At 72.9% G+C, this 25534-nt stretch carries 19 protein-coding genes; 11 read left to right on the top strand and 8 right to left on the bottom strand.

The genetic code is table 11. The features are described 5' to 3' along the window. The first annotated feature begins 12 nt into the window (after nt 1–12). The gene (locus ACFWI4_RS12500; RefSeq protein ID WP_387194297.1) at nt 13–1074 is read left to right on the top strand and encodes an adenosine deaminase; all 1062 of its coding nucleotides are present in this window, start codon (nt 13–15) and stop codon (nt 1072–1074) included. 17 nt (nt 1075–1091) lie between these two features. Then, the gene (locus ACFWI4_RS12495) at nt 1092–1775 is read left to right on the top strand and encodes a glycerophosphodiester phosphodiesterase (protein WP_387194294.1); all 684 of its coding nucleotides are present in this window, start codon (nt 1092–1094) and stop codon (nt 1773–1775) included. 9 nt (nt 1776–1784) lie between these two features. On the opposite strand, the gene ACFWI4_RS12490 is transcribed toward ACFWI4_RS12495, so the two are convergent. Further along, a complete protein-coding gene (locus tag ACFWI4_RS12490; protein WP_387194291.1) occupies nt 1785–3149 on the bottom strand; it encodes an FAD-dependent oxidoreductase in 1365 nt (454 codons plus the stop codon). 128 nt (nt 3150–3277) lie between these two features. On the opposite strand from ACFWI4_RS12490, the gene ACFWI4_RS12485 reads away from it, so the two are divergent. Further along, on the top strand, nt 3278–3721 hold the full coding sequence (locus ACFWI4_RS12485) for a hypothetical protein (RefSeq protein WP_387194288.1): 444 nt from the start codon (nt 3278–3280) through the stop codon (nt 3719–3721). Between the two features lie 84 nt (nt 3722–3805). Here the strand turns inward: ACFWI4_RS12485 and ACFWI4_RS12480 are convergent, their stop codons facing one another. The 3 genes from ACFWI4_RS12480 to ACFWI4_RS12470 all read right to left on the bottom strand — a co-directional run bounded on the left by ACFWI4_RS12480 (nt 3806) and on the right by ACFWI4_RS12470 (nt 5473). Continuing rightward, nucleotides 3806–4297 carry an RNA polymerase sigma factor gene (locus tag ACFWI4_RS12480; RefSeq protein ID WP_387194285.1) on the bottom strand — a complete coding sequence of 164 codons (492 nt, stop codon included), beginning with the start codon at nt 4295–4297 and terminating at the stop codon, nt 3806–3808. 94 nt (nt 4298–4391) lie between these two features. After that, nucleotides 4392–5042, bottom strand: coding sequence for a class F sortase (locus ACFWI4_RS12475; protein WP_387194282.1), 651 nt, complete (start codon nt 5040–5042; stop codon nt 4392–4394). Beyond that, nucleotides 5039–5473, bottom strand: a complete 435-nt coding sequence (locus ACFWI4_RS12470; RefSeq protein ID WP_387194279.1) for a sortase-dependent protein — start codon at nt 5471–5473, stop codon at nt 5039–5041. Before ACFWI4_RS12470 ends, ACFWI4_RS12475 begins: the two co-directional genes overlap by 4 nt. Before the next feature lie 335 nt (nt 5474–5808). Here ACFWI4_RS12470 and ACFWI4_RS12465 point away from each other — a divergent pair, with 335 nt between their 5' ends. The 3 genes from ACFWI4_RS12465 to ACFWI4_RS12455 all read left to right on the top strand — a co-directional run bounded on the left by ACFWI4_RS12465 (nt 5809) and on the right by ACFWI4_RS12455 (nt 14740). Then, nucleotides 5809–8370: a S8 family serine peptidase gene (locus ACFWI4_RS12465; protein ID WP_387194276.1), complete on the top strand. Its 2562-nt coding sequence runs from the start codon at nt 5809–5811 to the stop codon at nt 8368–8370. Next, nucleotides 8370–11324 carry an FG-GAP repeat domain-containing protein gene (locus tag ACFWI4_RS12460; protein WP_387194273.1) on the top strand — a complete coding sequence of 985 codons (2955 nt, stop codon included), beginning with the start codon at nt 8370–8372 and terminating at the stop codon, nt 11322–11324. Before ACFWI4_RS12465 ends, ACFWI4_RS12460 begins: the two co-directional genes overlap by 1 nt. Nucleotides 11325–11404: 80 nt before the next feature. Next, the gene (locus ACFWI4_RS12455) at nt 11405–14740 is read left to right on the top strand and encodes an ATP-binding protein (protein ID WP_387194270.1); all 3336 of its coding nucleotides are present in this window, start codon (nt 11405–11407) and stop codon (nt 14738–14740) included. A gap of 86 nt (nt 14741–14826) precedes the next feature. On the opposite strand, the gene ACFWI4_RS12450 is transcribed toward ACFWI4_RS12455, so the two are convergent. Genes ACFWI4_RS12450 through ACFWI4_RS12440 form a run of 3 tightly spaced genes read right to left on the bottom strand, consistent with a single transcriptional unit; the run spans nt 14827 to nt 18071 of the window. Beyond that, nucleotides 14827–16017 (bottom strand): spermidine/putrescine ABC transporter substrate-binding protein, encoded by a 1191-nt coding sequence (locus ACFWI4_RS12450; protein ID WP_387194267.1) that lies wholly within the window; start codon nt 16015–16017, stop codon nt 14827–14829. Between the two features lie 51 nt (nt 16018–16068). After that, on the bottom strand, nt 16069–17418 hold the full coding sequence (locus ACFWI4_RS12445; protein WP_387194264.1) for a sensor histidine kinase: 1350 nt from the start codon (nt 17416–17418) through the stop codon (nt 16069–16071). After that, on the bottom strand, nt 17415–18071 hold the full coding sequence (locus ACFWI4_RS12440) for a response regulator transcription factor (protein ID WP_387194261.1): 657 nt from the start codon (nt 18069–18071) through the stop codon (nt 17415–17417). The genes ACFWI4_RS12445 and ACFWI4_RS12440 overlap by 4 nt, the downstream gene beginning before the upstream one ends. 486 nt (nt 18072–18557) lie before the next feature. On the opposite strand from ACFWI4_RS12440, the gene ACFWI4_RS12435 reads away from it, so the two are divergent. Further along, nucleotides 18558–19262: a hypothetical protein gene (locus ACFWI4_RS12435; RefSeq protein ID WP_387194258.1), complete on the top strand. Its 705-nt coding sequence runs from the start codon at nt 18558–18560 to the stop codon at nt 19260–19262. A gap of 73 nt (nt 19263–19335) precedes the next feature. Here the strand turns inward: ACFWI4_RS12435 and ACFWI4_RS12430 are convergent, their stop codons facing one another. Next, entirely contained in the window at nt 19336–20775 is a 1440-nt protein-coding gene (locus tag ACFWI4_RS12430) for a gamma-aminobutyraldehyde dehydrogenase (RefSeq protein ID WP_387194256.1), read from the bottom strand. 203 nt (nt 20776–20978) lie between these two features. Between ACFWI4_RS12430 and ACFWI4_RS12425 the strand changes: the two genes are divergently transcribed. From ACFWI4_RS12425 to ACFWI4_RS12410, 4 genes are all read left to right on the top strand, one after another. Beyond that, complete coding sequence (locus ACFWI4_RS12425) at nt 20979–21479, top strand: Lrp/AsnC family transcriptional regulator (RefSeq protein WP_387194252.1); 501 nt, start codon at nt 20979–20981, stop codon at nt 21477–21479. Continuing rightward, nucleotides 21464–22846: an aspartate aminotransferase family protein gene (locus tag ACFWI4_RS12420; protein ID WP_385403928.1), complete on the top strand. Its 1383-nt coding sequence runs from the start codon at nt 21464–21466 to the stop codon at nt 22844–22846. The genes ACFWI4_RS12425 and ACFWI4_RS12420 overlap by 16 nt, the downstream gene beginning before the upstream one ends. Before the next feature lie 273 nt (nt 22847–23119). After that, on the top strand, nt 23120–23857 hold the full coding sequence (locus ACFWI4_RS12415; protein ID WP_385403930.1) for an ABC transporter ATP-binding protein: 738 nt from the start codon (nt 23120–23122) through the stop codon (nt 23855–23857). Beyond that, entirely contained in the window at nt 23839–25449 is a 1611-nt protein-coding gene (locus ACFWI4_RS12410) for a hypothetical protein (protein ID WP_387194247.1), read from the top strand. Before ACFWI4_RS12415 ends, ACFWI4_RS12410 begins: the two co-directional genes overlap by 19 nt. Nucleotides 25450–25534: the final 85 nt, after the last annotated feature.

Below are 25534 nucleotides of genomic sequence, written 5' to 3'. Positions count from 1 at the left end.
GGGAGGAACCCGTTGACCGAGCACATCACCGCACGCGACGACGCCCGTGACCTGGGCACCTTCATCGCCGGGCTGCCCAAGGCCGAACTGCACGTCCACCACGTCGGCTCCGCCTCCCCGCGCATCGTGTCCGAGCTCGCCGCCCGCCACCGCGACTCCCGGGTGCCGACCGACCCCGAGGCGCTCGCGGACTACTTCACGTTCACGGACTTCGCCCACTTCATCGACGTGTACCTGTCCGTCGTCGACCTGATCCGCACGCCCGAGGACGTACGGCTGCTGACCTACGAGGTGGCCCGTGACATGGCCCGCCAGCAGGTGCGCTACGCCGAGCTGACGATCACTCCGTGGTCGTCCACCCGGCGCGGAATCGACGAGCGCGCCTTCATGGACGCGATCGAGGACGCCCGCACGTCCGCCGAGAAGGAACTCGGCGTCGTCCTGCGCTGGTGCTTCGACATCCCGGGCGAGGCCGGACTCGAGGCCGCCGAGGAGACCATGCGGCTCGCGACCGACGACCGGCTGCGGCCGGAGGGGCTCGTGTCCTTCGGGCTCGGCGGCCCCGAGATCGGCGTCCCGAGGCCCCAGTTCAAGCCCTACTTCGACCGTGCCCGCGCGGCGGGACTCCACTCCGTGCCGCACGCCGGCGAGACGACAGGCCCGGAGACGGTCTGGGACGCGCTGAACCACCTCGGCGCCGAACGCATCGGCCACGGCACGAGTTCCGCCCGGGACCCGAAGCTGCTCGCCCATCTCGCCGAGCACGGCATCGCGCTGGAGGTCTGCCCGACCTCGAACATCGCCACCCGCGCGGTCCGCACCCTCGACGAGCACCCCGTCAAGGAGTTCGCGGCGGCCGGGGTGACGGTCACCGTCAACTCCGACGACCCGCCGATGTTCGGCACCGACCTCAACACCGAGTACGCGGTCACCGCCCGCCTCCTCGGACTGGACGAGCAGGGCGTCGCCGAACTCGCCGGGAACGCGGTGCGGGCGTCGTTCCTCGGCACGGCGGAGAAGGCGGAACTCCTGGCGGAGATCGAGACGTACACCGCCACCTGGCTCGCGTTCTGACCCAGCACAATGGGCACATGCGCACCGTGACCGCAGTCGCCCACCGCGGCGACCCCTATCGCGCCCGTGAGAACACGATCGACTCCCTGCGTTCCGCGCTCCACCGGGGCGCGGACGCCGTCGAGATCGACGTACGTCTGACGCGCGACCGTGTACCCGTCCTGCTGCACGACGCGACGCTCAAACGCCTGTGGGGGCACGACCGCGCGCTGAACTCGCTCTCCGGCGACGAGGTGCGCGGACTCACGGCGGGCGGTGTGCCGACGCTGGCGGAGGCCCTCGGGGCGACCGGCGACAGCAGGGTCATGGTCGACCTGCCGGGAACGGTGGACGTGCGGGTCGCGCGGACGGTCGTGGACGTGGTGCGGGCCTGCGGGGCCGGGGAGCGGGTGTACTACTGCGCCGCGGCCCCCGCGATGCTCTCGGTGCGGGCGGCCGATCCGTCCGCGGAGATCGCGCTGACCTGGACGAGCCTGGCCCCGCCGCGCCCCGGCCTGCTCGACGTCGTACGCCCGCGCTGGCTCAACTACCGCTTCAGCCTGGTGAGTCGGGACCTCGCGGCCCAGGTCCACCGCGGCGGGCATCTGCTGTCCGTCTGGACACCGGACACCCGCCGCTCCATGCGCCGGCTGCTCGACGCGGGGGTCGACTCGATCACGACCAACCGCATCGACGCGCTGACCGCGCTGCGCAGGGACTGAGCCGGCGGCTCAGGCGCCGCTCTCCCGCAGCATGTCCTCGCGCTCGACGAGCTTCACGCGCTCACGGCCCTGCGGTTCGCCCAGGGCCTTCTCCGCGGCGTCGAGCCGGTACCAGCCCTCCCACGTGGTGAAACGGACGTCCCGCTCGCCGAGGAAGGCGTCGACGGCCTCCGGGTCGGGCGAAGTGGGCGTCAGCAGACGGCCGTTCGCGTGGTCGTCGAGCAGGCTCGCGACGGTCTCGTTGGCGTCGCCCTTGGTGTGACCGATCAGACCGATGGGGCCGCGCCGGATCCAGCCGGTGACGTAGGTGGACGACAGGTGCTCGCCCGAGTCCTCCAGCACCCGGCCGGCCGCGTCCGGCACCGTGCCCGACTCGACGTCCCAGGGCAGCTTGGGCAGGCTGTCGGAGAGGTAGCCCACCGCGCGGTAGACCGCGCTGACGTCCCAGTCCTTGAACTCGCCGGTGCCCTTGACGTTCCCGGTGCCGTCGAGCGCGGTGCGCTCGGTGCGCAGTCCGGTGACCTCGCCGTTCTCGCCGAGGATCTCGGTCGGCGACTCGAAGAAGTGCAGGAACAGCTTGTGCGGGCGGTCGCCGGTGTCGCGGATCGCCCAGTTCTCCAGGGTCTTGGCGACCATGTCGGCCTGCTTGTTGCCGCGCCGGGTGGCGATCGAGCCCTCGTCGTAGTCGATGTCCTCGGGGTCGACGATGACCTCGATGTTCGGCGAGTGGTCCAGCTCGCGCAGCTCCATCGGGCTGAACTTCGCCTGCGCGGGACCGCGGCGGCCGAAGACGTGGACCTCCAGGGCCTTGTTGGCCTTGAGCCCCTCGTACACGTTCGGCGGGATCTCGGTGGGCAGCAGTTCGTCCGCCGTCTTGGCGAGGATGCGGGCCACGTCCAGGGCGACGTTGCCGACACCGAGGACGGCGACCTTCTCGGCCTCCAGCGGCCAGGTGCGCGGGACGTCCGGGTGACCGTCGTACCAGGAGACGAAGTCCGCCGCGCCGTACGAGCCGTCGAGGTCGATGCCGGGGATGTCGAGGGCCCGGTCGGCCGTCGCGCCGGTGGAGAAGATCACCGCGTCGTAGAAGGCGCGCAGATCGTCCAGGTTGATGTCGCGCGGGTAGTCGACGTTGCCGAAGAGGCGGATCTGCGGCTTGTCGAGCACCTGGTGCAGGGCGGTGATGATGCCCTTGATCCGAGGGTGGTCGGGGGCGACGCCGTAGCGGATGAGACCGAACGGGGCCGGCATCCGCTCGAACAGGTCGATGGAGACACCGGGCTCGGCGGCCACTGCGGATTTCAGCAGCGCGTCGGCGGCGTAGATTCCGGCGGGGCCGGCTCCGACAATGGCTACCCGCAGAGGGCGAGGCATGATCAGGTTCCCTTCGGGCAGGGGCAGGGGGCTCGACGGGAAGCCTAAACTGAGGCAAACCTAAGTCAGTAGGCGGGTCCGGGCTATGACCTCATAAGGCTGACTTATGGGTGATCAAGGCCGGCTTTATGGGCCCGCGGCCCGGCTACCGCTGGACCGCCCTCGACGGCGTCGGCACCGCCCGGCTCCCGGTCCCCGCTCCGCTCCCCCCGCTCAGGCCGACGGACGGTTCGGCGGACGTGGACGCCGGTGCCGTCGGCGCACCGGTGCGGGCGGGCGAAGGGGTCCGTGATCCGCGCGTGGGTACGGTACTCGGCCCCGTACTCCGGTCGGAGCGGCCCCTCCCGCCGGGGCGGGGGCTGACCCGGGCGGGCGACGCCGACGGGGTGGGATCGGCCGAGGGGCTGCTCGCGGGCGGCGGGGCCAGCGGCACGACCGGGGACACGGGCGCCCGCGGCGCGGTCGCCCGGAACGGCAGCGCGACGAGCACCGCAATGGCACAGGCCGTGCCGACCCCGGCCGCCGTGCGCAGCAGCCTGCGCCGGGACGCGCCCCGGCGGATCGCCTCGTAGCGGCCGGGCGGTGGTGACAGGTACTCGGACGGGGGGCGCATGATGACGGCGAGCGGGTCGTCGGGGCCGAAGTCCGGGCCTTCGTCAGAGTGTGTGATCAAGACTTCTCCTCAGGTGGGCGCGGAGCAGTTCGCGGGCCGCGTGGAGATCGGCCTTGATCGTTCCTTCCTTGCGCCCGGTCAGCGCGGCCACGTCCCGGATCGGCATGTCAGCGTAGTAGTGCAGCAGGATCGGGACGCGCAGCCGTTCGGGCAGCGACTGCACGAGCAGGCGCACGGAGGGGTCGGCCTGCTCGTTGGGCGGGCCGACGGCGGCCTCGTCGGTGGCCCGGCGCACGGCCCGGCGCTCCCGCTCCAGTTTGCGCCAGTGGTCGCGGACGAGGTTGGCCGCCGTGACGTAGAGGAACCCCCTCGGCTCGGCGACGGAGGTCCAGCGGGACCAGAGCCGGGTGAACGCCTCCGAGGCGATCTCGTGGGCCGTGCCGTCGTCGTCGACGAGACGGCGGCACCAGCCGGCGAGGCGGGGGTAGAGGGCGGCGAACAGCTCGGACGCCGCCTTCTCGCGGGACCCTTTCAACTCTCTCCATGGTCGTGACGGTGCCGGCGGCGGTGGATCCCGGGCCGCGGGGCTACGGCCCGCGGGCCCGGGATCCCGGACAACCGGCCGGGTTTCAGGGGCTCGCGGAGGTCAGGGCCGCGAACACGATCACGTTGTCGCGGTAGCCGGTTCCGGAGCGGGGGCCGCCGCAGGTGACGAGCCGCAGCTCCGGGCGGTCCACGTCGCCGTAGACCGCGTCCGCCGGGAAGTCGGCCTTGGCGACTGTACGGACCTCGCCGGCGGTGAACACGGCCGACCTTCCGTTCTCCAGGCGCACCACGATCCGGTCGCCGCGGCGCAGGCGCGCGAGGTGACGGAACACACCGTCGCCGTAGGCGCCGACCGTGACATGGCCGAGGATCACCGAGGGGCCCTTCTGGCCCGGCGTCGGCGAGTACCGGTACCAGCCGGCCAGGTCGTGCGGGGCGATCGGGGGCACCTGTACGGCGCCGCCCGAAGCCAGTCCGAGCCGCATCAGCGGGGTGTCGACCCCGATGGCGGGGATCCGCAGGCCGACCGGAACCGAACGCCCCAGCGCGCGCACCGGCTTCATCCCGGACGGCGAACCGGACGGCGGACCGGCCGGTGAGCCGCCGGACCGCGCCGTCGCGGTGGCGCTGCCGGGCCGCGGGTCCGCGGCCGACGGGGGCCCGTGGCCGCCGCAGCCCACGAGCAGCGCGGCCGACACCGCGACGAGGAGCGCGCGCCTGGAGAGGGAGGTCATGCCCCCGTCGCCCGCCGACGGCGTACGACGACGAACGCCGCGCCCGCGGCGAGCACGGCGGCCGCGCCTCCGCCGACGAGTCCGGCCTGGCCCGGAGAGGAGGAGGCGGCCGGTGCCACGCCGGTGTCGGGCGCCCCGTTCGGCCGGACGGAGACCTGCGCGGATCCGGCCGCCCGGCTGGGTACGGGGCTGGGGGCGGTGCCGGATCCGGTTCCGCGGCTGGGCGCGGCGCTGGGGACGACGGAGGGCGCCGTGCTGGGCCGGGCGGTGGCCTGACCCGATCCCGCGGTGGAGCGGGACGGGACCGGGGAGGCGGTGGCGGCGGGACGGGTCGTCGCGCCCGAGGAGGCGCCGTCGGCGAACGCGGGCACGGTGCCCACGAGTACGGCGGTGCACGCGAGTGCGGTGGCGCTGAAGACGGTTCGGCGCATGAGTCGCTCTCTTTCGTCGGTCCGCCCGCCCCTGTGCGGGGCGGGCTGCTTACGGATCGAGCGGAGAGACGAGCCGGCGCGGGGCCGGGTTGTAAAGAGCGGGCAAAGACGTTGCGGGGCCTGTGAATTCGCCGGCCGGTCGGGGAGGCGGGCCACTCCCCCGCCGCAAGTCCGCTGTTCTTCGAGGGTGTTGATGCCATGGCCGCCCTGCACACAGGTCGATTCACCCTGGAAAATGGGCAGTTGTGCGGTCGGCTCGGTCCCTGTAATGCCCGAGTAACGGCGGCTGCCTAGCGTCCGTGCTCCCCCGTCCCGTTCCCGGAGGAGCACCCCCGATGCACCTGCCCCAACCGCCCCGGCGCAGACGCGCCGTCTGGGCGGCGGCCGCGTTCACCGCGACCGCCCTGCTGACCGTGTCGACACCCGCACTCGCCGCAGGCACCGCCCCGTCGGCCGAGGTCGACTCCGCGCTCACCGCCGCCGTGGCCAAGGGCGGGGACGCGACGTTCTTCGTCGTCCTGAAGCACCAGGCGGACCTGTCCGGAGCCAAGAAGCAGAAGACGCACGCCGCGAGGGCCAAGGCCGCCTTCAAGGCACTGCGCGCGAACGCCGCCGACAGCCAGGCCTCCCTCACGTCCTTCCTGGACCAGAAGAAGATCGGCCACCGGGACTACTGGATCGCCGACGCGGTCCAGGTCACCGGTGACCAGGCCCTCGTGAACGAGCTGGCGAAGCGTTCGGACGTCGCGTCGATCGTCAAGGAGCAGCACTACAAGCTCGACGACATCGAGACGGCCGACAAGAAGATCACCGCGTCGCGCTCGGGCACGGACTCCTCCGCGAACGGCGACGACACCCCCGAGTGGGGCGTCGCCGACATCAACGCCGACGACGTGTGGAACCAGTACGACGACCGCGGCGAGGGCATCGTCATCGCCAACGTCGACTCGGGCGTGCAGTACAACCACCCCGACCTGGTCGCCCAGTACCGCGGCAACAACGGCGACGGCACGTTCACCCACGACTACAACTGGTACGACCCGACCGGCCAGTGCGGCACCAGCGGTGTCCCCTGCGACAACAACGGCCACGGCACCCACACCATGGGCACGATGGTCGGCAAGCACGGCATCGGTGTCGCCCCGAACGCCAAGTGGATCGCCGCCAAGGGCTGCGAGTCGTCCTCCTGCTCGGACGACTCGCTGCTGGCGGCCGGGCAGTGGATCCTCGCGCCGACGGACCACAACGGCCAGAACCCGCGTCCGGACCTCGCGCCGAACATCGTCAACAACTCCTGGGGCGGCGGCGACACGACGTTCTACCAGGACATCGTCGAGGCCTGGAACGCCGCCGGCATCTTCGAGGCGTTCGCGGCCGGCAACGACGGTGACGGCAAGACCTGCTCCACCGCCCACGCCCCCGGCTCGCAGGCCCCGTCCTACGGCGTCGGCGCCTACGACTCCACCGGCACCATCGCCTCCTTCTCCGGCTTCGGCCCCTCGCTGGTCGACGGCTCGATGAAGCCGAACATCTCGGCGCCGGGCGTCAAGGTCGAGTCCACGTGGCCCGGTTCGTCGTACAACACCGAGTCCGGTACGTCGATGGCGACACCGCACGTCGCGGGCGCCGTGGCGCTGCTGTGGTCGGCGGCACCCTCGCTGATCGGCAACATCGACGAGACGCGCAAGCTGCTCGACCAGGGCGCGCGCAACGTCGACGACACCCACTGCGGCGGCACCGCAGACATGAACAACGTGTGGGGCGAGGGCAAGCTCGACATCCTCGCCTCGGTCGACCTGGCCCCGCACACCGCGGCCACCGTCACCGGTGAGGTCACCGACAGGGCGACCGGCTCGGCCCTCGCCAACATCACCGTGAAGGCCACCGGCACCGGCGGCGACGTCCGCACGGTCACCACCGCCGCCGACGGCACGTACAAGCTCGCGCTGCCCGCCGGCACGTACACCTTCGCGTACAGCGGCTACGGCTACGCGACCGGTTCCGCCGGCGTCACGGTCACCGAGAACCAGGCCCTCACCCAGGACATCGCGCTGACCGCCGTGGCCTCGCACAAGGTCAGCGGCACCGTGCTCGACGTCACCGGCAAGGCGCTCGCGGGTGCCACGGTCGAGGTGACCGGCGCCCCGGTCGCCGCCGCCACCACCGACGCCAAGGGCACGTACTCCTTCGCGGCGGTCGCCGAGGGCACCTACGGCCTGACGGTCAAGCCGGCGGCCCCGGTCCTGTGCAACGGCGTCTACACCGGCACCGCCACCGTCGCCTCGGCCGCCCTCACCAAGGACGTCCAGGTCCCGGCCCGCACCGACGGCTACGGCAACAGCTGCGCCCCGGCCCCGTACTCCTGGATCGCCGGCACCAAGAACGTCTCGCTGACCGGTGACGAGGACGCGGCGAGCGTCTCGCTGCCCTTCCCGGTGAGCCTGTACGGCGTCTCGTACTCCTCCGCCTCCGTCACCACCGACGGCCTGGTGAACTTCCTGTCCTCGCGCGTCGGCGACTACAGCAACACCGCGCTGCCGGTGACCGGCGCGAACGGCGTCAAGGGAATCGTCGCCCCGCTGTGGGACGACCTCACCCTCGACAAGAAGTCCTCGGTGCAGACCGCCACCACCGGCACCAAGGGCAGCCGCCGGTTCGCCGTCGTCTGGAACAACGCCGCCTACGCCAACGGCACTTCGGGACGCTCCACCTTCGAGGTCGTCTTCGAGGAGGCCACCGGCGCCGTGACGCTCCAGTACCGGTCGGTCGCCGACAAGGGCGCGGGCGCCACCGTCGGCATCGCGAACCAGTCCGGCACCGACGCCCTCCAGTACTCCTACAACCAGTCCGTGATCGCCGACGGCACCGCCGTCCGCTTCGCGCAGGGAGCCAAGTGATGAGAGCCCCCCAGACCCGGCGGGCCCTGCGCCTCGCCTCCGCCCTGGTCGCGGCGGGCCTGTGCCTGACCGCCGCCCCGCAGGCCCTGGCCGCCGACGACAGCGGTTCGGCCATGAAGCTGACCGGCACCGAGGCCGAGACCCTCGCCGCCCACGTCGCCCTCGACCCGAACGCCGACACCGCCGCCGGCGGCACGGTGAGCCCGAAGTCCGCCGACTCCACGAAGTCCGCCGAGTCGGACGACGGCACGGGCGCCGGCAGCGGCTCGCAGCTCGACGGCGCCTCCACCGACGTCGACCCGAGCACCAAGGTCACGCTGACCGCCGGGTCCAGGCTGGAAGGCGTGCGCGGCATGGGCGCCACCGTGCCGGTCGGCAAGAACGGCGACTACTTCACCTTCAACAGCATGGGCTACGTGCAGCGGCACACGGCCGACGGCGGCGAGACCTGGGCGCGCACCAGCAGCTCGTTCTTCACGGACTGGCAGGTCAAGCCGACGCAGCCGTGGCGGGTCGAGCCCTACCCGGCGCAGATCCTCATGGGCTACAACGCGGTGTCGCCGTTCTCCGCCAACTCGGACAACGGCTACTCCACCGGTGACCTGTCCGGCGACGGCGTCCCGGACGTGGTCTTCTCGGCCCAGGTCGGCACCACGCCGTACCCGCGTCCCTTCACCTCGCCGGGCTCGTCGCTGACCACGGGCACGTTCGTCACCGTCCTCGACGGCAGGACCGGAAAAACCATCTGGTCGAAGCTCTACAACCACGCCTCCATGGTCAAGATCGTCGACGGCACCCTGCTGGTCGCCGACGCGCCCCGGCTGAGCGGCGACTCCAAGGTCCCGGCCGCCGCCACGGCGACCCTGACGGGCGTCCGCTTCTCCTCCTCCGCGGACGGCGCCCTGACGCCGGCGCAGACCTGGACGTACGACACCGGCGAGGCCCGCAAGGCCAACTGGGGCGACATCCAGGACCTCGGCAAGGGCAAGGTCGCCGTCTCCTGGAACCTGGCCAAGGCCACCGGGGTCGACCCCCGCGGCCGCACCCTGGTGCTCGACACCGCGGACGGCTCGGTCGACTGGCAGACCGACAGCATGCTGTACGGCCGTCAGCTGCGCGTGGACGCGGGCCGCAAGCGGATCGTCGCGCTGGAGCAGCAGGACTCCACGGACGCCGTGCACTACGAGGTGGCCTCCTACGACCTGAAGACCGGTCACCGGGCCACCCTGGAGGGCCGCGACAACGTCCTGCCCACCGCGCTGACGGTCGGCGACCTCACCGCGAGGGACGGCGACGAGTACGCGGTCGCCGAGTCCTCCCTCGACGCGGACTACTACGTCAACGCCAGCACCGTCCGCGTCCTCGACGGCGCCGACCCGGACAAGCTGCTGTGGTCGAGCACGGTCAAGCGCGACGCCGCCAACGCCAAGGACGGCCCGAGCGTGTGGCGCCTCCAGGTGGCCGGCGGCAGGCTGGTCGCCTCCGCCCAGGACGACCGCGAGATCAACGGCGCGGGCAACCCAGGCGGCGGGCGCTACGCGGCCCTGACCGTGTACAACGCCAAAGGTGTGGTCAGCTGGCAGAGCAAGGGTGTTGCCGCCGCGCCGATGTACCAGGACGTGTTCGGCGACACCGCGGGCACGCACGTGCGGATCGTCGACCAGGCGGAGAACATCCGTACGTTCAAGCTCGGCAACGGCAAGGCCGAGGGCGTGACGCCGCTGCTGGCGGACATCGGGTACGCCAAGGCCACCGACCTGGACAAGGACGGCAGGAACGACGTCGTCATGGCCGGCTCGTCCGACGGAGTGTGGGCCTACTCGGGTCCGTCCCTGGTGAACGGCAAGCCCGAGAAGCTGTGGCAGGCCACCGTGCCCGGCGCGGTGCACGACGTCGAGACCGGTGACGTCAACGGCGACGGCAGGCCGGAGGTCGTCGTCGCGGCCGACACCGCCGTGGTCGTCCTCAACGGGAGGACCGGCAAGACCCTCGCCACCATCGAGGGCGGCGAGGGCCAGTACGTGCGCTCGGCGAAGCTGGCCGACCTGAACGGCGACGGCGAGCTCGACATCCTCGTCCCGACCGACGCCCTGCGCGCCTACTACGGCGACGGCCACGCGATCTGGACGTACAGCGCGCCCAAGGCCGCGGGCGACGTCCGCTTCACCGACCCGTCGGCGAACGACGGCAAGGTGTACGCGGCCTACGCCAGCCTGAACGCGTACGGCCTGGACAGCCCGGTGACCGACGCCGTCGCGCTCGATGCCAAGAGCGGCAAGGCCCGCTGGGACCTCGCGCCGAAGGCCCCGGCCGACGCGGCGGGCCCCATCCGCACCGCCACCCCGAACGACGGCATCCTCGCGTCCAAGGAGATCCCGTACGCGGACGGGCACGCGGTCGTCTACCAGTGGAACGTCACCGCCCCCATCAACATCGACGGTGCCGAGTCCCTCAGCCCGCGCAACTACTTCGAGATCCGCGACGGCCGCACCGGTGAGGTGCTGCACTCCGGCTACGAGGGCGGCCTGTGGACGCACTTCAGCTACTGGGCCGAGGACGGCGCCCTGTACGAGGGGGGCACGGCCGCCTTCCGCAAGCACGAGGCCGACGGCAAGGACGGCAAGGCCGGCGTGATCGCGCAGTCGTACGGCGGCGGCTTCCTGACCGGCCCCGGCGGCCGCAGGCTGCTGGTCGCCGGCATGGACGGCGGGCTCGGCCTGTGGGACCCGAGCATCTTCGACAGCTCCGACACCTGGTCCGACAGCGTCGGCGGCGTCACCCTGATGGGGGCCCGCAACTACCTCGCCGCCGACCTGGACGGTGACGGGGTCGACGAGGTGCTGTCGCTCGCGGGCGACGACAACGGGTTCGACCGGACGGCCGAGGAGTTCGGCGGCCGCTACTACATCCCGAACAACGCGATCCACCAGGTCGCCGTGTACAAGCTCTCCTGACCCCCCTCCACAGGGGTCTGCCGGACCCCCCGGGCCTCGCCCGGGGGGTCCTCGGCGTGCTCGGCTAGTCTGACGCCGACATGAACGCGCAGGAGACGTCCGGGACGGAACCAACCCCTCCACTGCTTCGCCTGCACCTTTTCGGCGGGTTTCGCGCGACGCGCGACAACGGTCCCGAACCGGCCGAGAAATGGCCGAGACCCGGCGCCCGCGCCCTGGTCAAGCTCCTCGCCGTGACCCCCGGCCACCGCCTCCACCGCGGACAGGCCATGGACGTCTGCTGGCCCGACGCCGACGCCCAGGCCGCCGCCGGCAGCCTGCGCGTCGCCCTGCACGCCGCCCGTCACGCCCTGGAACCCGAACTCGCCCCGCGCGCCGCCTCCTCGTACCTGATCTCCGACGGCACCCTGCTCCACCTCGACCCGGCCACGGTGTGGATCGACGCCGACGACGCCGAGACCGCGGCCCGTTCGGCCCTCGCCGACGGCGACGTCGACGAACTGACCGCCGCGCTGGGCCGGTTCACCGGCGAGATGCTGCCCGAGGACCGCTACGCGAGCTGGGCCGAGGAACGACGCGCCCAACTCGCCCAGCTGCGCGAACAGTTGCTGCTCCGGCTGGCCGAAAGGCACCTCGAGCGGGGCGACACCGCCGAGGCCACGGCCGTCGCCGAACAGATCCTCGCCGTCAGCCCGGCCGAGGAACTGGCCCACCGCGTCCTCATCGACGCCTCGCTGCGCCAGGGCCTGCGCCGCCGCGCCGTACGCCAGTACCACGCCTGCCACGAGATCCTCTCGGCGGAACTGGGGGTGAGACCGGGCCCGGAGACGGAACGGCTGCACCGGGCCGCGCTCGCCGCGGCCCCCGCCTCCGTCCCCACCGCCCCGCCGCTGCCCGCACCGCTGCGGGCCACCCGCAACGGGCCGCCGCTGCGCGGCAGGGACACCGAGCTCGAACGTCTCCTCGCCGCGGACGGACCGCCGGTCACCCTGCTCGGCGGCGAGGCGGGCGTCGGGAAGACCCGGCTGGTGAGCGAGGTCGCCCGGCGGGCCGGCGCGGCCGGAACCGCCGTGCTCTGGGGCGGCGGCCAGGACGCCGAAGGACACACGCCGTACGGGGCGTTCGCCGAGGCGCTGGAGGGCTGGCTCGCCGGGCACAGCGCCGCCGAGCTGGCCCAGGTCGGCGCCGAGTACCCCGAACTCGCCTCCTTCCTGCCCTCGCTCGGGCAGGTGGGGACCTCGGGCGAACGCAGCCCGGAGGAGGAACGGGACCGGCTGTTCCGGGGGATCACGGCCCTGCTCGGCGACCTGGCCGCGACCCGCCCCGTCCTTGTCGTCCTCGACGATCTGCACGCCGCCGACACGGGCTCGTACCGGCTGCTCAGCCATCTGGCCCGACGGACCGTGGAGCGCGACACGGCCCTGCGGTTCCTGGTGACCTACCGCGAGGAGGAACTCCCCGACGGCGACGCCCGCCGCTCGGCCCTCGCCTCTCTGCTGCGCCGCCGACACGGCGTGCGCGAGGAACTGAGCCGGCTCGGCAAGGAGGCGTGCCTGGCCGTCGTACGCGACGCGGCGGCGGACGGACCGCACGAGGACCGGGTCCACCGGGTGTGGGAACTCTCCCTCGGCAACCCGCTGTTCGCCCTCGAACTCGCCCACGGCCTGGCCGAAGGGAACGACGGCACCCTCGCCCCCGAAGGGGTACGGGGACTGGTGGCCGACCGGCTCGTACGGCTCGACGCGGACGCGCGCCGGATCGTCGAGGCGCTCGCCGTGGCGGGCGGCGACACCGCGCTGTCCGAACTCCTCGACGTCGCCGAACACGGCCTGCGTCCCCCGGTGGCCGGGGCCGCCGCCGCCGACGCCCTGGAACAGGCCATCGCCGCCTCGCTCGTCGAGGAACGGCAGGTCGTGGTGGCCGGCCGGTCCGAGGAAGGCGTCGCCTTCCGGCATCCGCTGGTCCGGCTGACCTGCTACGAACAGCTCGCGGCGGTCCGCCGCCGGCAACTGCACTCCGCGTTCGCGCAGGCGGTCCGGCGGCGCCGCCCCGACGCCGTCGACACCCTGGCCTCCCACTTCGCCCGCGCCGACGACCCGCGCGCGGCCGAGTACCTGCGCCGCGCCGCGGAACGGGCCGCGGCCCTGTACGCCAACGACACCGCCGACCGCTACTACCGGGACCTGGTGGCCCGGCTGGACGTCGACGCGGCCCGCGCCCGGCTCGCCCACGCCCGCGTCCTGCGGCGCATGGGCCACTACGAGCAGGCGGCCGACGCCCTGCGGCTGTCGCTGGCGGAGTTCGAGCGGCGCGGGGACCGCGACGACGCCGTCCTGACCTCGGCGCTGCTCGCCGAGACCCTGGTCAGGACGAGCTCCATGGCGGCCGCCCGCCGCACCCTGCGGGAACACCCGGTGACCGAGGACACCCGGCCGGAGCCGGCCGCCGGTCACTTCCTCGCCCTGTCCGTGGTCCGCTGCGTCCAGGGTCACTACACGGCCGGCGCCGAGGCCGCCCGGCAGGCCCTGGCCGCGGCCCGGAACGTGCCGGGAACGTCCGGCCAGGCGCTGGTGGCCCGCGCCTTCGCGATGCAGGCCGCCAACCTCGGGCTCGCCGGCCGCTTCGACCAGGCCCGCGAGGCGGGCGACCAGGCGCTGGCCCCGGCCGAGGCGTACGGCGATCCGACGCTGCTGGGCTCGGTCCTGTCGATGCTGCGCGAGAACGCGCGGCGGGCGGGACGGCTGCGCGAGGCCGTCGAGATCGGGACCCGCGCGCTCGGCCTCGCCGAACGGTCGGGCGATCCGACCGCCGCCGCGTTCGAGCGCGGGAACCTCGCGGAACTGCGGCTGCTGCTGGAGGAACCGGGTCCGGCCCTCGCCCTGGCGGAACAGGCGGTGACGGGCGCCGAGGCCTACGACGCCTGGTGCCTCCCCTACGCGCTCGCGACCCTCGCCCGGGTACGGCTGTTCGCGGGCGAGGCGGACCGGGCCGGGGTCCTCCTGGACCGGGCGGAGGCGGTCGCCGCCGAGCTCGGTGACCGGCAGGCGGAGCACGAGGTGCGCACGGCGCGGGCCGAACTCGCGCTGCGCACCGGCCGCCCTGACCGGGCGCTGCGCGCCCTCGACGGTCACACCGAGGAGGCGCCGGTGCTGACGGCCTGGGCGGAACTCCTGTCGGGGCGGGCCGAGTCCGCGCTGCGGCTCGCGCGCGCCGAGGCGGCACGCGCCGAACGGACCGGGGAGCGCCTCACCGAGGTGGAGGCGCGGATCGTCCTCGGGACCTCCCTGGCGCGGCTCGCCCCGACACCGGAGGGCGCGACGGAGCTGACCCGGGCCGAGTCGCTGGCCGGGGCGCTGCCCTATCCGGCCGGGACGCGGCGGCTGGCCCGGGCACGGGACCTGCTGCGCGAACGGTGACACCGGCCGGCCGGCACGAGGGCCGTCCCGCCGTCACCGGGCGGCCGGCACCGAGGACGTCCCGCCTCCGGCGCCGGGGGCCCGGGTCACAGGCCCGCTATCGCGTTCCAGCGCTTGGCGAACTCCGTGCGTTCGTCGGCGGTGATGTCGCGGGCGATCGCGAGACGCTTGCGCATGCTCGCGTTCGGGAAGATCAGGGGGTCCTCGGCGAGGGCGGCCGTGTCCTTGTCCTTGGAGGAGGCGAGGACGTCCTGGGCGGCGGGCACCGGACAGACGTAGTTGACCCAGGCGGCCAGCTCGGCGGCGACCTCGGGCTCGTAGTAGTAGTCGACGAGCTTCTCCGCGTTGGCCTTGTGCCGGGCCAGGTTGGGGATCATCAGCGACTCGGCCCACAGTTCGGCGCCCTCCTCGGGGACCACGAACCGGATGTCGGGGTTGTCGGCCTGGAGCTGGATCACGTCGCCCGAATAGGCCTGGCAGGCCAGTACGTCCCCGCCGGCCAGGTCCTTGATGTAGTCGTTGCCGGTGAAGCGGCGGATCTGGCCCCGGCGCACCTGCTTCTCGACCTGGTCGCACACCTGGTGGAAGTCGTCGGCCCGCCACTTGGTGATGTCGACGCCGTTGCCCTGCATGAGCAGCGCGAACGCCTCGTCCAGGCCGGACAGCAGGGTGATCCGGCCCTTGAGGTCGCCGGCCCACAGATCGGACACGTGCCTGATCTCGCGGCCGAGCCTGCGACGGTTGTACGCGATGCCGGTGATGCCCGACTGCCACGGCACCGAGGACTTGCGGCCGGGGTCGAATGCGGGCGAACGCAGCAGCGGGTCGAGGTACTTGGCGACGTTCGGCTGCCGGCTCCGGTCCATCTCCTGGACCCAGCCGAGCCGGACGAAACGGGCGCACATCCAGTCGCTGATGACGATGAGGTCGCGGCCGGTCCGCTGGTGGTTCATCAGCGACGGGCTGATCTTGCCGAAGAACTCGTCGTTGTCGTTGATCTCCTCGTTGTAGTCGACGGAGATCCCGGTGCGCTTCTCGAAGGCCTCCAGGGACGGCCGCCGGGTGGTGTCCTTGTCGTCGGTGTCGATGTACAGCGGCCAGTTCGCCCAGGTCAGCCGCTTCTCCGTGGCGGAGAGGTCGGCTCCGGCCCGTTCACCGGGTCCCACGTACGCCGCGGGTACCCCGCAGCCCGCGAGGGCTCCGAGCGCGGCACCGCCGCCCAGGGCGCGCAGCAGGGACCGGCGGGACGGGGGCGAGGTCTTCCGATTCACTGACACGCGCGAAGCATGCCGACCCCGGCTCGGTCCGGACAATGGACGCTGCGTCGATCAGTCGCCCGGCGATCCGACACCCTGTCGATCGGTTCGCGTGCCCGGCGCCGGGCAGGGCGGGAACGTGACCCGCACCGACAGACCGCCCCGCTGCCGTGGCCACGCCTCGACCGTGCCGCCGTGGGCGGTGGCGACGGCCGTGACGATGGACAGGCCGAGCCCCAGGCCCTCGTGGGACCGGCCCTTCCCGTGCGTTCGGGTCCGGTCCGTGCCCAGTCGCCGGAACGGCCGGAAGAGTCCGGCCACTTGATCGCGCGGGACGACCGGGCCGGTGTTGTCGATCCGCAGCGCCGGTCGCCCGTCCTGCATCCCGGTCCACAGCCGGACCCAACTCCCCTCCTCGCCCTCGGTGTTGTGCCGTACGGCGTTGTCGGTGAGGTTGACCACCAGCCGCTCGATCAGCTGGGGGTCGCCCAGCACGGGGGCGGGGCCGAGGTCGGCGCGGATCCGCGGGCCCTGTTCACCGGATCCGGAGCCGGAGTCCGCGAACTCGGCGGCCGGCAGCCGGTCCCGTACCAGCTCGGCCAGGTCGAGGAACTCCCGGTGTTCCAGGCCCCGTTGGCTGCGGGCGAGGGTCAGCAGGGCTTCGATGAGACGTTCCTGTTCCTGCCCGGCGGCGCGGACGCGCAGGCACGCGGCCCGCAGACTCTCCACCGACGCCCCGGGGTCGGCGAGGGCGACGTCCACGATCGCCTGCTGGAGCGTGAGCGGGGTGCGCAGTTCGTGCGACGCGTTGGCGACGAACTGCTTCTGCGCCTCGAACGCGCCCTCCAGCCGTCCCAGCACCTCGTCGAAGGTGTCCGCCATCGCCTTCAGCTCGTCCTCGGGACCGGTCACGGCCAGCCGCCGCCCGAGGTCGTCCGCGGAGATCCGGCGGGCGGCGGCCGTCATCGTGCGCAGCGGCGCGAGGACGCGTCCGGCCATCAGCCTGCCGAGGGCCACCGAGGCGAGGGTCATCACGGCGAGCGCGATGCCCGCCTCGACGAGCAGTTGGTGCAGCTGATCGGCGCGCAGGGCCTCGGCGTACAGCGTGAGCGTGGGCGGATCGGGGGTGGTGAGGCCGTCGCCCCCGGGCAGCCCGGGTGACACGGACGAGGCGGCCGTGGTCGACGGCGCGGCCCGTGACACCAGCAGATAGGTGAAGCCGAGCAGGGCGGCCCCCGCCACCACGAACAGCGCGCTGTAGAGCAGGGTGAGCCGCCACCGGATGCTGCGCGGCGCGATCCGCCACCGGACACCACCGCCCGTGGCGTGCCACGGGCGGTGCCCGTGCGGGGCGTGGAGGACCGGCCCGAGGTACGGGTCGTACGGGGTCCGGCGGGCCGCTCCGGGGGACGCGTCCGTCATGCGATCCGGTACCCCGCCCGGTCCACCGTGGCGATGAGCTGCGGCTCGCCGAGTTTGCGGCGCAGCCGGCTCACCGTGACCTTCACGGTCTGGCTGAAGGGGTCGGCCGCCTCGTCCCAGGCCCGTTCCAGGAGTTCCTCGGTGGAGACCACGGCACCCTGCGCGGCCAGCAGGAGTTCGAGCACGGCGAACTCCTTCGGGCTGAGGGCGAGTCCCGATCCGGCCCGGGTCGCCTGCCGCCGGGCGGGGTCGAGGCGCAGTTCACCGCGGACCAGGACGGGAGGCAGCGCGGGCTGCGCTCGCCGCGCCAAGGCCCGTATCCGCGCCACCAGTTCGGCGAAGGCGAAGGGCTTCGACAGATAGTCGTCGGCACCGAGACCGAGTCCCGTCACGCGGTCGGCCACCGTGCCGGACGCGGTCAGCATCAGCACCCTGGCCCGGCTGCCGCCCGCCGCCAGCGTCCTGCACACCTGGTCGCCGTGGACGCCGGGCAGATCGCGGTCGAGCACGACGACGTCGTACCCGTTGACGGCGGTCCGCTCCAGCGCCGTGGGGCCGTCCGGCGCGAGATCGACCGCCATGCCCTCGCGGCGCAGCCCGGTGGCCAGGGTCCAGGCGAGTTCTTCATGGTCCTCGACCACCAGCACACGCATGGCGCCCAGTGTGGCGGGCCGCCGGTTACACGCGGATAAGCCCCCGCTGTGCGAGGACCCTGGCCGGGCCGGAGTGCGCCGGGACAGGGTGTGCGGGGACACGATGTGCCGGGACGGACTGCACGCTCGCGGGGTGCGCGGTAACGGAGTGCGCGGGGACAGCGTGTGCAGCGACAGCGTGCGCAAGGCCGGAGTGTGCCGGGACAGGGTGTTCAGGGACTGACTGCACGAGGGCGGGGTGCGCGGGGACAGCGTGTGCAGGGCCGGAGTGCGCAGGCACAGCGTGTGCAGGGCCGGAGTGTGCCGCGACAGGGTGTCCAGGGCGAAGTGCGCCGGGACAGGGGGCGGGTGTCGCGTGGTGATAAGGACGGCCGTTCCCGTGCCGTAACCGTCCGCGGGCTTGTCTGGGGCACGGCACGGCGGCGCGCCGCCTGCTCCATCGCGTCCGACCCGGCGGCACCGCCGCCCGTCCCCTGGAGGAACCCCATGCGTGCACCGGCCACTCGGCCACAACGACTCGCCCTGGCCTGCGTCTTGATCTCGACCGCCACCCTCGGGACCGTCAGCGCCTCTGCCGCCTCCGCGTCCGACAGGACCACCGCGACCACCAGGACCGCCGCGACGGCGGGAGCGGCCGCGTCGGCCGTGCCGGCACGGCAGGCCGGGGCCGGCGGACGGCCCGGCGCCTCGGTGGCGTCCGGAGCCGCCATGCCGGCCGTCGGGTACCGGCCCACCGCGCACGCGCCCGGCGACGTGAACGCCGCCGACGCGGCGTTCGCGGCCTGTATGCGCGGCCACGGCCAGCAGGTCTTCCCGTCCTTCCACGCCTCGAAGGACGGGAAGGGCCGCGTCCGGTTCGACGTACGGGTGCGGGCGGCCAAGGGATTCGACCCGGCGTCCAAGGACTACCGGGCCGCGCAGAAGGCGTGCGCGCCCGTCCTGAGGAAGGCCGGCATCAGCTTCTCCACGGGATCCGGGCTGCCCGGGCTGCCCCCGCTGCCCGCCCCGGGCAGGCCTGGCAAGCCGGGAAGCGAGCACGGCACCGGGACCGGCTCCGCCGGCGGCTCCGTCAGCGGGTCGGCCGGCGGCTCCGTCGGCTCCCCGCGGGAACTGCCGGGATTCCACACGGAGAAGGCGGAGCCGGGCACACCCGCCCGGACCACCCTCTCCGCCGTGACCGAGACCGCCTGATCCGGCGCGGAGGGGGAACGGCGCGGCCCCGGACGGGATCAACTCCCGTCCGGGGCCGTGTGGTTCAAGGCCGTCAGCCGTCCAGCGACGTCATCACGTGCTTGATGCGCGTGTAGTCCTCGAAGCCGTAGCCCGACAGGTCCTTGCCGTAGCCGGACTTCTTGAAGCCGCCGTGCGGCATCTCGGCGACCAGCGGGATGTGGGTGTTGATCCACACGCAGCCGAAGTCGAGGGACTTGGACAGGCGCATCGCGCGGCCGTGGTCCTTCGTCCAGACGGAGGAGGCCAGCGCGTACTCGACGCCGTTGGCCCACTCGATCGCCTGCGCCTCGTCCGAGAAGGACTGGACGGTGATGACCGGTCCGAAGACCTCGTTCTGGATGATCTCGTCGTCCTGCTTCAGACCCGAGACGACGGTCGCGGCGTAGAAGTAGCCCCTGTCGCCGACCTGCTTGCCGCCGGCCTCGACCTTGGCGTGCGCGGGCAGGCGGTCGATGAACCCGGCGACCTGCTTGAGCTGGTTGGGGTTGTTCAGCGGGCCGTAGAGCACGTCCTCGTCGTCCGGCTGGCCGGTCTTGGTCTCGGCGGCGGCCTTGGCGAGAGCGGCGACGAACTCGTCGTGGATGGAGTCCTGGACGAGGACGCGGGTGGCGGCCGTGCAGTCCTGGCCGGCGTTGAAGAAGCCCGCGACCGAGATGTCCTCGACGGCCTTGGCGATGTCGGTGTCCTCGAACACGACGACCGGGGCCTTGCCGCCCAGCTCCAGGTGGACGCGCTTGACGTCCTTGGCGGCCGACTCGGCGACCGACATGCCCGCGCGTACGGAGCCCGTGATGGACGCCATCGCCGGGGTCGGGTGCTCGACCATCGCGCGGCCGGTGTCGCGGTCGCCGCAGACGACGTTGAAGACGCCCTTGGGCAGGATGCCGCCGAGGATGTCGGCGATCAGGACGGTGGAGGCCGGGGTGGTGTCCGACGGCTTCAGGACGACCGTGTTGCCCGCCGCGAGGGCCGGGGCGAACTTCCACACCGCCATCATCATCGGGTAGTTCCACGGCGCGACCTGGGCGCAGACGCCGACCGGCTCGCGGCGGACGATCGAGGTCATGCCCTCCATGTACTCGCCGGCCGAACGGCCCTCGAGCATGCGGGCGGCGCCCGCGAAGAAGCGGATCTGGTCGACCATCGGCGGGATTTCCTCGGACCGGGTCAGACCGATCGGCTTGCCGGTGTTCTCCACCTCGGCCGCGATCAGCTCCTCGGCCCGCTCCTCGAACGCGTCCGCGATCTTCAGGAGGGCCTTCTGACGCTCGGAGGGCGTCTTGTCCCGCCACTCCGGGAAGGCCGCCGCGGCGGCCGCCATGGCGGAGTCGACGTCCGCCTGGCCGGAAAGCGGCGCGGTCGCGTACGCCTCGCCGGTCGCGGGGTTGACCACCTCGGTGGTCCGTCCATCGGCGGCATCGCGGAACTCTCCGTCGATGTAATTGCGCAGACGACGCAGCTCGGTGCTCACTGCCCGGCCCTCCTGTCGGATGTCCAACGACCCAGGTGTCCACTACCTGAGATGTCTGGGTCCCCACCCTAATCCGTGGCTCCGCGTTTTCAACACCCCCGAACGGCCCAGAACTGCGAAATCCGCACGAGGTGCCGCCGTAAACAACGAATTTCATCGCCCGAACCTTGCGGAACTGTCGATACGTCGTGCAGAGTGGGGTCGTGGTCAGTCGAAGCGCGGAACCCAGGGACTCCCGCGAGTCCAGGAACGGCAGTCCCCAGTTGGACACCGTCTCCCTCGCCATCATCGAGCAGCTCCAGCAGGACGGACGCCGCCCGTACGCCGCGATAGGCAAGGCCGTGGGCCTCTCCGAGGCCGCCGTGCGCCAGCGGGTCCAGAAGCTTCTCGACCAGGGCGTCATGCAGATCGTCGCCGTCACGGACCCGCTCACCGTGGGATTCCGTCGCCAGGCGATGGTCGGCGTCACGGTCGAGGGCGACCTCGATCCGGTGGCCGAAGCGCTCGCTGCCATGTCGGAAGTCGAGTACGTGGTGATGACCGCGGGCTCGTTCGACATCCTCGCCGAGATCGTCTGCGAGGACGACGACCACCTGCTGGACGTCATCAACAAACGCATCCGGGCCCTGCCCGGGGTGCGCTCCACCGAGAGCTTCGTCTACCTGAAGCTCAAGAAGCAGACCTACATGTGGGGAACCCGATAACCGTGAGCACCAAGGACCTCAGCAAGACCGCGTACGACCACCTGTGGATGCACTTCACCCGCATGTCCTCGTACGAGAACGCGCCCGTTCCCACGATCGTCCGTGGTGAGGGCACCTACATCTACGACGACAAGGGCAAGAAGTACCTCGACGGTCTCGCGGGCCTGTTCGTGGTCCAGGCCGGTCACGGCCGCCGGGAGCTGGCCGAGGTGGCCGCCAAGCAGGCCGCCGAGCTGGCGTTCTTCCCCGTGTGGTCCTACGCCCACCCCAAGGCCGTGGAGCTGGCCGAGCGCCTCGCCCACCACGCGCCCGGCGACCTGAACAAGGTCTTCTTCACCACCGGCGGCGGCGAGGCCGTCGAGACCGCGTGGAAGCTGGCCAAGCAGTACCACAAGCTGACCGGCAACCACACGAAGTACAAGGTCATCTCGCGTGCGGTCGCCTACCACGGCACCCCGCAGGGCGCCCTGTCCATCACCGGTCTGCCGGCCCTGAAGGCCCCCTTCGAGCCGCTGGTCCCCGGCGCGCACAAGGTGCCGAACACCAACATCTACCGCGCCCCGATCCACGGCGACGACCCGGAGGCCTTCGGCCGCTGGGCCGCCGACCAGATCGAGCAGGAGATCCTGTTCGAGGGCGCGGACACCGTCGCCGCCGTCTTCCTGGAGCCGGTGCAGAACGCCGGCGGCTGCTTCCCGCCGCCGCCCGGATACTTCCAGCGCGTGCGCGAGATCTGCGACAAGTACGACGTGCTGCTCGTCTCGGACGAGGTCATCTGCGCCTTCGGCCGTCTCGGCACCTACTTCGCCTGTGACAAGTTCGGCTACATCCCGGACATCATCACCTGCGCCAAGGGCATGACCTCGGGCTACTCCCCGATCGGTGCCGCGATCGTCTCCGACCGCATCGCCGAGCCGTTCTACAAGGGCGACAACACGTTCCTGCACGGCTACACCTTCGGCGGCCACCCGGTCTCCGCGGCCGTGGGCCTCGCCAACCTCGACCTGTTCGAGCGCGAGGGCCTCAACCAGCACGTGCTGGACAACGAGGCGAACTTCCTGAAGACCCTCCAGAAGCTGCACGACCTGCCGATCGTCGGCGACGTCCGCGGCAACGGCTTCTTCTACGGCATCGAGCTGGTGAAGGACAAGGCCACCAAGGAGACCTTCACGGACGAGGAGTCGGAGCGCGTGCTCTACGGCTTCGTCTCCAAGAAGCTCTTCGAGTACGGCCTCTACTGCCGCGCCGACGACCGCGGTGACCCGGTCATCCAGCTGTCGCCGCCGCTGATCTCCGACCAGTCGACCTTCGACGAGATCGAGGGCATCGTCCGTCAGGTCCTGACGGAGGCGTGGACCAAGCTCTGACCGCGCCCGGTCGGCCGCCCGCCGCGAACCCGGATCCGCCGTCCTGACCACGGCGGGTCCCGGTCTCGCGTCCGGCTGATCACCCCGGCCCCGGGCCCCCCGTTCGAGTGAGAATGGGCGGCCCGGGGCCGCGTGCTGTCCGCCCTCCGCGCCCCGACTCCTTAGCGTGCCCTGTGACCGATCGGCCCTGCCTTCGTTCCCCCTTCCGGGGGACCGAGCGACCTCGAAGAGATCGCCGGGCACGGCACATCAGCTCTGAACGAGGTGTACGCGATGGTGGCCCCGCCTGACAACGACGTGCTCTGGGCACGCGCCCTGCACGTTGAGCACAACGGCTCGCCCGCGCTCAGCGGTGTCTCGCTCGGCGTCCGTGAGGGCGAGATCCTCGCCGTCGGCGGCCCGCGCGGCAGCGGCAAGACGACCCTCCTGCGCTGCCTGTCCGGCCAGCTGCTGCCGCAGCGCGGCGAGGTCTGGTTCAACAGCCTGCCGGTGCACACCATGGGCCGGCTCACCCGCGAGCGGCTGCGCCGGGACCGGTTCGGCTGGATCGACCCGTCCCCGACGCTGATCCCCGAGCTGAACGCCTGGGAGAACACCGCTCTGCCGCTGATGCTGCGCGGCTGGACCCGCCGGGCCGCGAAGACCGCCGCCCTGGAGTGGCTGAAGCGCCTGGACATCGACGGCTGTGCCCGCAAGCGTCCGCACGCCCTGCTCCAGTCCGAGCGCCAGCGGGTGGCCGTCGCCCGCGCCCTGGCCCCCGCGCCCACCGTGCTGTTCGCCGACGAGCCGACCGCGCCGCTGCACCGCGCCGACCGGACCCATGTGCTGCGCACCCTCACCTCGGCGGCCCGGTCGCACGGCATCACCGTCGTCCTCGCCACCCACGACCCGGACACCGCGGCCCTCGCCGACCGCACGGTGTCCCTGCTCGACGGACGGCGCGTGAACACCGTCCACCTGCCCCCGGTCGCCGAGGCGGAAGGCCGGGCCGCGTGCTCGCTCTCCGTCTAGCCCGCGGCGGCCGCCCCCTCGTCCAGCTCCGCCGGCTCCTGGTCGCCGCCGCCTCCGCGGGCACCGGGTTCCTGCTGCTGTGCACACTGGGATACGCGATGAGCCATCCGGACGCCTCGGCCGCCGGCGCGCTGCGCCTGGCCTGGTGCGTCGTCCCCCTCGCCGCCACGGTCTACTTCGCCGTCGCGGTGGCCCGCACCGACCCCGCCACCCGGCCCCGGACCGGCCTGTCGGCCCTCGGCCTCGGTCCCGGCCGGCTGATGGCGATCTCCGCCGCCACCACGGCCCTGTCCACGCTCCTCGGATCGCTGCTCGCCCTGCTCCTCTTCCTCCAGCTGCGCGGCGATCTGACCGGCGTCCCGTTCGGCGGCACGGCGACGGACTTCCTCGCCTCCGGCCAGTCCCTGCCGCTGCCCGCGGCCCTGACGCTGCTCGCCCTGGTACCGGCCGCGGCCTCCGGGGCGGCCGCCCTGGCGCTGCGGCCCCGGGGCCGGGGTCCGGCGCGGGCCGCGTGGTCGTACGGCCGCACCTGGATGTCGTCCCGGCAGAACACGGCCGTCGACACCCGGCGCCCCGGCACGCCCGTCGCGGTGCCGGCCGGCCCCGCGGACACGGCCGAAGGTCCGACCGTGGCCGCGCTGGGCGACGGGTTCCGGACCGCGCCGGGCGGCGACGGTGCCGGCCCCGCCGCACCGGGTCCCGGTGCGGACGGCGGCCCGCGCTTCGACGACTTCCACTGGACGGCCGCGGCGTACGCCTCCGGGGAGGTCCCGGGAACGGCCGAGGACCGTCCGTCAGCCGCCCCCGACCGACCCCGCCCGGCCCCGGCGGCCTCCCCGTCCCCGGCCCGGCACGAGCGGCTCTCGTACGAGCGCGTGGACCTGCCGTACGAGGGCACGGAGACGGCGTACGAGGGCGCGGCCGTGCCCGGTGCGCGCCCCGACCCGCGCCGGGCCGCCGAGGCCGGTGCGCCCCCGGCGCCGCTGTCCTACCCCGGCGGGCTCCCCTGGGGCGCGGCCACCGTGGCGGCCGGGCTGGCCGTGGAGACGTACGCGAGCCGTTCGGGCCCCGCGCCCGCGCTCGCCCTGCCCGGCGGCTTCGCCGGCGGCCCGGCCGGGGTCCTGCTCGGCTGGGTGCTGACCGCGGTCGGGCTGGCCCTGGCCGGACCCGCGATCACCTTCGTGTGCGGCTGGCTTCTCCAGGCCGTACGTCCGGGCGCGCTGCGGCTGCTGGCCGGACGGGTGCTCCAGGCGGAGGCGAAGCGCATCGGGCAGCCGCTCGGCGTGGTGTGCGCGGTGGCGTCGGGCGCGTTCGCGGTGACGACGCTGTACACCGGCGCCCGGCCCGCGTTCGGGCCGCTGACCACCCTCGGCGGTCTGCTGGTCGCCGGGTGCACGCTGCTGACGCTGGCGACCGCCGCCGTCGAGGCGAAGCAGGCGCGTGCCGACACCACGGCGGCGCTGCTGCGGCTGGGGGCTCCCGCCTCGATGCTGCGTGGTGCCGCCGCGCTGCGCACCGGGGCGCTGCTCCTCGTGTTCGCGCCGCTGACCTGGGCGGTCGCCGAACTCGCCGCGATCCCTCTGATCGGCTGACCCCTCCGCGGGCGTGCCGGCCGGCGCGCCCGCGGACGGCTCCGCCCGGTCCCCCCGAGAAAAGCTCCGGGGCGGCGATGATTTC

It is taken from the genome of Streptomyces sp. NPDC127038 (assembly GCF_042725875.1).
GTDB lineage: Bacteria > Actinomycetota > Actinomycetes > Streptomycetales > Streptomycetaceae > Streptomyces.
The sequence above is the reverse complement of the archived record's forward strand: the minus strand, read 5'-3'. Positions and strand labels throughout refer to the sequence as shown.

Bases quoted from the DNA above. Each gene is read 5' to 3' on its own strand.
- ACFWI4_RS12435 (WP_387194258.1), top strand. From the start codon at position 18,558: ATGCGTGCACCGGCCACTCGGCCACAACGACTCGCCCTGGCCTGCGTC.
- ACFWI4_RS12415 (WP_385403930.1), top strand. From the start codon at position 23,120: ATGGTGGCCCCGCCTGACAACGACGTGCTCTGGGCACGCGCCCTGCAC.
- ACFWI4_RS12465 (WP_387194276.1), top strand. From the start codon at position 5,809: ATGCACCTGCCCCAACCGCCCCGGCGCAGACGCGCCGTCTGGGCGGCG.
- ACFWI4_RS12445 (WP_387194264.1), bottom strand. From the start codon at position 17,418: ATGACGGACGCGTCCCCCGGAGCGGCCCGCCGGACCCCGTACGACCCG.
- ACFWI4_RS12440 (WP_387194261.1), bottom strand. From the start codon at position 18,071: ATGCGTGTGCTGGTGGTCGAGGACCATGAAGAACTCGCCTGGACCCTG.
- ACFWI4_RS12470 (WP_387194279.1), bottom strand. From the start codon at position 5,473: ATGCGCCGAACCGTCTTCAGCGCCACCGCACTCGCGTGCACCGCCGTA.
- ACFWI4_RS12485 (WP_387194288.1), top strand. From the start codon at position 3,278: ATGGGCCCGCGGCCCGGCTACCGCTGGACCGCCCTCGACGGCGTCGGC.
- ACFWI4_RS12490 (WP_387194291.1), bottom strand. From the start codon at position 3,149: ATGCCTCGCCCTCTGCGGGTAGCCATTGTCGGAGCCGGCCCCGCCGGA.
- ACFWI4_RS12455 (WP_387194270.1), top strand. From the start codon at position 11,405: ATGAACGCGCAGGAGACGTCCGGGACGGAACCAACCCCTCCACTGCTT.
- ACFWI4_RS12495 (WP_387194294.1), top strand. From the start codon at position 1,092: ATGCGCACCGTGACCGCAGTCGCCCACCGCGGCGACCCCTATCGCGCC.
- ACFWI4_RS12460 (WP_387194273.1), top strand. From the start codon at position 8,370: ATGAGAGCCCCCCAGACCCGGCGGGCCCTGCGCCTCGCCTCCGCCCTG.
- ACFWI4_RS12475 (WP_387194282.1), bottom strand. From the start codon at position 5,042: ATGACCTCCCTCTCCAGGCGCGCGCTCCTCGTCGCGGTGTCGGCCGCG.